The sequence below is a fragment of the Microbacterium sp. CPCC 204701 genome (genome assembly GCF_004010105.1).
GTDB lineage: Bacteria > Actinomycetota > Actinomycetes > Actinomycetales > Microbacteriaceae > Microbacterium.
The window spans coordinates 1-5,316 of the sequence record NZ_RRYE01000209.1; the positions used below are offsets into that span (position 1 = coordinate 1).

A 5,316-nucleotide genomic window follows, 5' to 3' on the forward strand; every position below is an offset into this window, starting at 1 on the left:
CGAGCGAGCTGCTGATCCCGATCCAGTGCGAGTACTACGCTCTCGAGGGGCTCAGCCAGCTGCTCGGCACGGTGCGGATGATTCAGAAGCACCTCAACCCGGACTTGCGCCTGTCGACGATCATTCTGACGATGTACGACGCGCGCACCCGGCTGGCACAGCAGGTGGCGGACGAAGTGCGCGAGCACTTCCCGCGCGAGGTGCTCGGCACCGTGATCCCGCGGTCCGTTCGCGTTTCAGAAGCACCGAGTTTCGGGCAGACCGTCATCGCCTACGACGGCCAGTCTGCCGGCGCAATCGCATATCGCGAAGCTGCCGTAGAGATCATCCGGCGCGACAGCGCTTCGAACGAAGGGGGCGCATGATGGCCAAGCGCACAGGGCTGGGCCGCGGAATCGGGGCGTTGATCCCGACCAGCGAGCAAACGGACGAGCGCCCTTCCGACGTGTTCTTCCCGCGGCCGATCGCCGTGGAAGAGCCCGCAGAGGATCTCGTCGAGGTCCCCGGCGCGCACCTCGCGCACATCGACCCGCACCAGATCGTGCCGAACCCGCGGCAGCCGCGCACGCACTTCGACCAGGAGCATTTCGCCGAGCTGGTGCACAGCGTCCGCGAGTTCGGGGTGCTGCAGCCCGTCGTCGTCCGCAAGAACGACGAGGGCAGGTACGAGCTCATCATGGGCGAGCGCCGCACGCGCGCCGCGCGCGTGGCCGGCCTCGCATCGATACCGGCCATCGTCCGAGACACCGCCGACGAGCATCTCCTCCGCGACGCGCTGCTGGAGAACCTGCACCGGTCCGAGCTGAACCCCCTCGAAGAGGCATCGGCATACCAGCAGCTGCTCGAAGACTTCGGGATCACCCAGGAGGAGCTCGCCACCCGCATCGGCCGCTCCCGGCCGCAGATCAGCAACACGATTCGCCTGCTGAAGCTTCCCATGCCGGTGCAGCAGCGTGTCGCCGCCGGCGTGCTCTCGGCCGGGCACGCCCGTGCGATCCTTTCGCTCGAAGACCCCAAGGCCATGCAGCGGCTCGCCGACAAGATCGTGAACGAGGATCTTTCGGTGCGTGCCGCAGAGGCGGCCGCGAAGCTTCCGGATGCCGGATCCAGCCGCTCCGTGAAGCCCCAGGCCGGCTCCCGCCGAGCACACCTCGAAGAGGTCGCCGAGCGGCTCGGTGATCGGCTCAACACGCGCGTGAAGATCTCTCTGACCTCTCGAAAAGGCCAGATCAACATCGATTTTGCCACCATTCAGGACCTGAACCGCATCCTCGAGGAACTCGGCGAGACGGGGTACGGGTCGGTCTGACTCGTCGCTCCATCCTCGATCGCCCGCCGATCCGCGGAATCGCGCGAGGCCTTTTCCCGGCCACTCCATCAAGCGGGTGGGGGCCCGTCGCTGCTCGATCGGCGCGCGGCCCGCCGCGAAGATCGCCACAGGACGCCGTCGTCGATGCGATCGGGATGATGAGGGCTTCGGCCTGGCCGGCCGACACCGACTCGACCGCGCGTCGCGCACGAAGCCTCGGCAGTCCGCAGAATCACAGAGTAGGCGCGCGCTGACCCGGACGTCGTGATCGGGTCGTACCCTTGATTGGTGGCGATCTACGATCAGACCCCGCGCCGGCGGGCCAGTCTCGAACTGCTGCGCGCCGAAGCGGCTGATGAGCTCTCGGTCCTCGTCACGGAGCGGCTTCGCGCCGGCGAGGATCCGTGGGACTTCATGGAAGAGCTGCCCAGCGTCGACGAACTCGTCGTCTTCATGCTCCGCGCCGAGAACATCGCTGCCAACGGCGGTTCGCGCCCGAACGCCAGCCGTCACTACCGGGTGCTCCGCCAGATCGCCTTGGACTACCCGCCGTTGACCCGCGCGGTGTGGCAGCTCCTCGGCGAGGCGAACACGCATCGCCGCTGGGACGCGACCGTGCGCGCCGACGCGGGATGACTCAGCCGCGCCCACCGCGCTCTGAGAGAGATGCCGAAACCGGCATGAAAAGAAACCTGACCAAATAAAAGGACCCCGCCGCATTGCGGCGGGGTCCTTCGTAGCCAGAGGCTCAGCCGAGGTAGGCGGCGAGATCCTGCTCGAGCGCGAACTTGGGCTTCGCGCCGATGATCGTGGTCTCGACCTCACCCTTGTTGAAGACCTTCATCGCCGGGATCGACGTGATCTGATACTTCATCGCGAGGTCGGGGTTCTCGTCGACGTTCAGCTTCATGATCGTGATCTTGTCGGGGTGCTCCGACTGGATCTGGTCGAGCACGGGCGAGACCATGCGGCACGGTCCGCACCATTCGGCCCAGAAGTCCACGAGGACGGGACCCTCGGCCTGGAGCACGTCCTGCTCGAACGTGGCGGACGTCGTCGCGTTTGCGGTCATCATTTCTCCTTCGATCGAAGTCAGTCTCTTGGCGCAACACGGCCCGCCGACGATTTGTTCCGGTTCGCGGACCGGGCGCGTCTCGTCTCGCTTCGCGCGCTTGAGACCGGTGCCTGGGCGGGACGTCAGGCCGCGTCGGCCTCCGGCAGACCCTCGAGCTGGTCGCCGTGCACGTCGGGCGCCCCTGCCTCGCCCAGGGCTGCGAGGTAGTGCTCGACATCGAGGGCCGCGACGGTACCGCTGCCCGCGGCGGTCACGGCCTGGCGGTAAGTCGGGTCGATGACGTCCCCGGCGGCGAAGACGCCGGGGACCGACGTGCGCGACGAACGCCCGTCGACCCAGATGGTGCCTTCGGGGGTGAGCTCGAGCTTGTCGTGCACGAGGTGCGTGCGGGGGTCGTTGCCGATGGCGACGAAGATGCCGTCGAGGGGCAGCTCACGGGTCGACTCGTCGACGGTGTCCTTGAGCACCACGCCGGTGACCGCGTCGTCACCCAGGATGTCGACGACCTCGCTGTTCCACACGAACTCGATCTTCTCGTTCTTGAACGCGCGCTCCTGCATGATCTTTGAGGCGCGCAGCTCTTCCCGGCGGTGGATGATGTAGACCTTCGACGCGAACTTGGTGAGGAAGGTGGCCTCCTCCATCGCCGAATCACCGCCGCCGACGACCGCGATGACGCGCTCGCGGAAGAAGAACCCGTCGCAGGTCGCACAGTACGAGACACCCCGCCCCGACAGTCGCGCCTCGCCATCGATGCCGATCTTGCGCGGGGCGGATCCGGTGGCGAACACGATCGAGTCGGCCTCATGCGTGCCGCCGCTGCCGAGAGTGATCTTCTTCACGGGCCCGTCCACCTCGAGCGAGACGACGTCGTCAAAAAGCACCTCGGCGCCGAACCGCTCGGCCTGCTCCTGCATCTTGGCCATGAGGTCGGGGCCCTGGATGCCCTCGGGGAAGCCCGGGAAGTTCTCGACGTCGGTCGTGTTCATGAGCTCGCCGCCGGCTTCGACCGAACTGGCAACGACGAGCGGGTTCAGATTCGCGCGCGCCGCATAGATCGCCGCGGTGTATCCCGCAGGGCCCGAACCGATGATGATGACCTGACGCACGTGCCCACCCTTTCCGTCTGGAGGCCCTCGGAGCCGCGTCACAAAGAAGCGGAGGTCTCCGGATGCCTCAACACATCGTAACCGCGGGGCATTCCGTCGCCCGGCGCGATGTCGGCGCGCTCAGCGCCCGCCCGGCAGGAACCGCTGCAGCTGACCGAGCACCGGACGCAGCTCGGGCGCGCGGAGGAGGGTGAGTACGCCGAGGTAGACGACGAACGCCACGGTGCAGATGATCGCCGTGCCGAGCGCGCCGAGGAGCTTGTCGGCCGACGTCCATCCGTCGTCGCCGCCCATCAGCAGGTAGACGAGCCACCCGGCGCCGGCAGCAGGCACGGCCGCGATGACGAAGCGTCCGTACGAGACGAGCCACGAACGCGCGCCGAGGCGCCGCATCCGTCGTCGAAGCAGCACGGCCGCGATGGTGACCTGGACGGCCGTCGAGATCGACTGGCCGAGCGCGATCCCCGCCGCGAGCTGCTCGGCCGGCAGGGTGGCCTGGGCGACGAGCACCAGGACGACGAAGAGCGCGCACTGGATCACGGTGAAGACGAAGGGCGTGCGGGTGTCGTTGTAGGCGTAGAAGGCTCGCTGGACGACGAACAGGATCGACAGCGGGATGAGCCCGGCGAGGAAGGCGACGAGCACCGGGGCTGCCGCCACGGCCTGGTCGGCGGCGTTGACGAACACGCGTGTCGCAGGGACGGCGGCCACCATGAGCGCCGCCGCGGCGATCGTGATGAGCAGCCCGGTGACGCGGATGCTGGCCGACAGGTCGGTGCGCACGTCATCGTCGCGACCTTCGTGCGCGTGTTCGGACAGGCGCGTGAAGTAGGGGGTGCCGATCGACATGACGATGATCGAGTAGGGGAGCATGAAGACGAGCCACGCGTTCCCCATCGCGAAGGCGGACGCCCCGTCGCCGGAGGCCTCGGTGACGACGCGCGTCTGGACCAGGCCGGCGAGCGTCCGCACGATGACCATCGCGAACGTCCAGCCGGCGAGGCGGCCGATGTCGCCGAGCCCCACGCCCCGCCAGCGGAAGTCGGGACGCAGATGCAGGCCCGTGCGCCGCCAGAACAGCAGCAGCACGCCGGCTTGCACGACGATGCCGCCCGTCGCGGTGGCGCCGAGCGCGGCGATCATTCCAGGCGTCCAATCCGAGACGTCGGCGAGATCAGTGCCGAAGAAGATGCCGATGAGGCCGAAGCCGATGATCGAGACGATGTTGTTCACGATCGGCGCCCACGTGAACGGCCCGTACACCTTGCGTGCGTTGAGCGCCTCGCCGACGAGCGCATAGAGACCGTAGAAGAAGATCTGCGGCAGGCACCAGTACGCCAGGACGGTCGCGAGCGCATGCTGGTCGGGCGTGAACGACGGGGCGAACAGCTCCACGAGCAGCGGCGCGCACAGGGTCGCGACGGCTGCGGTCACCAGGAGCACGACGGTGCCGAGCGTGAAGAGCTTCGAGATGAACGTGCGCCCGCCGTCCGCGTGCGCGGCGGCACGCACGATCTGCGGCACGACGACCGCCGTCAGGAGTCCGTACGAGATGATCTCGTAGATCGTGTTGGGAAGCTGGTTCGCAACGAAGAACGCATCGCCGGCGCGGCTTGCGAACGATCCCAGCACCGTGACCAGCACGATCGTGCGCACGAGACCCGTCAGGCGTGACGCGAGAGTCCCAACCCCGATGATGACGCTGGCGCGCCCGACTCCGCTCATCGCTCGTCCCCTTCGCTCGCCCGCTCATCGGCCGAGTCCGCCGCGTCTCCCGGGGCACCGGCATCCGGCGCATCCGCTCGCGGCCGCCGCCGGCGGCG

Annotated in this window: 6 protein-coding genes; 3 read left to right on the forward strand and 3 right to left on the reverse strand. The window is 68.0% G+C overall.

Annotated elements, in window-relative coordinates:
• The 3 genes from EIO58_RS11985 to EIO58_RS11995 form a co-directional block, all read left to right on the forward strand.
• On the forward strand, window positions 1-365 hold a 365-nt coding region (locus EIO58_RS11985; RefSeq protein WP_164861664.1), incomplete at its 5' end, for a ParA family protein.
• Window positions 365-1,309, forward strand: coding sequence for a ParB/RepB/Spo0J family partition protein (locus tag EIO58_RS11990; RefSeq protein ID WP_127819741.1), 945 nt, complete (start codon window positions 365-367; stop codon window positions 1,307-1,309). The genes EIO58_RS11985 and EIO58_RS11990, both read left to right, overlap by 1 nt.
• A gap of 288 nt (window positions 1,310-1,597) precedes the next feature.
• Window positions 1,598-1,945, forward strand: a complete 348-nt coding sequence (locus tag EIO58_RS11995) for a tryptophan synthase subunit alpha (RefSeq protein WP_205789245.1) — start codon at window positions 1,598-1,600, stop codon at window positions 1,943-1,945.
• Window positions 1,946-2,057: 112 nt separating this feature from the next.
• On the opposite strand, the gene trxA is transcribed toward EIO58_RS11995, so the two are convergent.
• From trxA to murJ, 3 genes are all read right to left on the reverse strand, one after another.
• Window positions 2,058-2,381 carry a thioredoxin gene (gene trxA, locus EIO58_RS12000; RefSeq protein ID WP_127819742.1) on the reverse strand — a complete coding sequence of 108 codons (324 nt, stop codon included), beginning with the start codon at window positions 2,379-2,381 and terminating at the stop codon, window positions 2,058-2,060.
• 125 nt (window positions 2,382-2,506) lie between these two features.
• A complete protein-coding gene (gene trxB / locus EIO58_RS12005; protein ID WP_127819743.1) occupies window positions 2,507-3,493 on the reverse strand; it encodes a thioredoxin-disulfide reductase in 987 nt (328 codons plus the stop codon).
• A 120-nt stretch (window positions 3,494-3,613) separates the two neighbouring features.
• Complete coding sequence (gene murJ, locus EIO58_RS12010) at window positions 3,614-5,218, reverse strand: murein biosynthesis integral membrane protein MurJ (protein ID WP_127819744.1); 1,605 nt, start codon at window positions 5,216-5,218, stop codon at window positions 3,614-3,616.
• Window positions 5,219-5,316 lie beyond the last annotated feature (98 nt).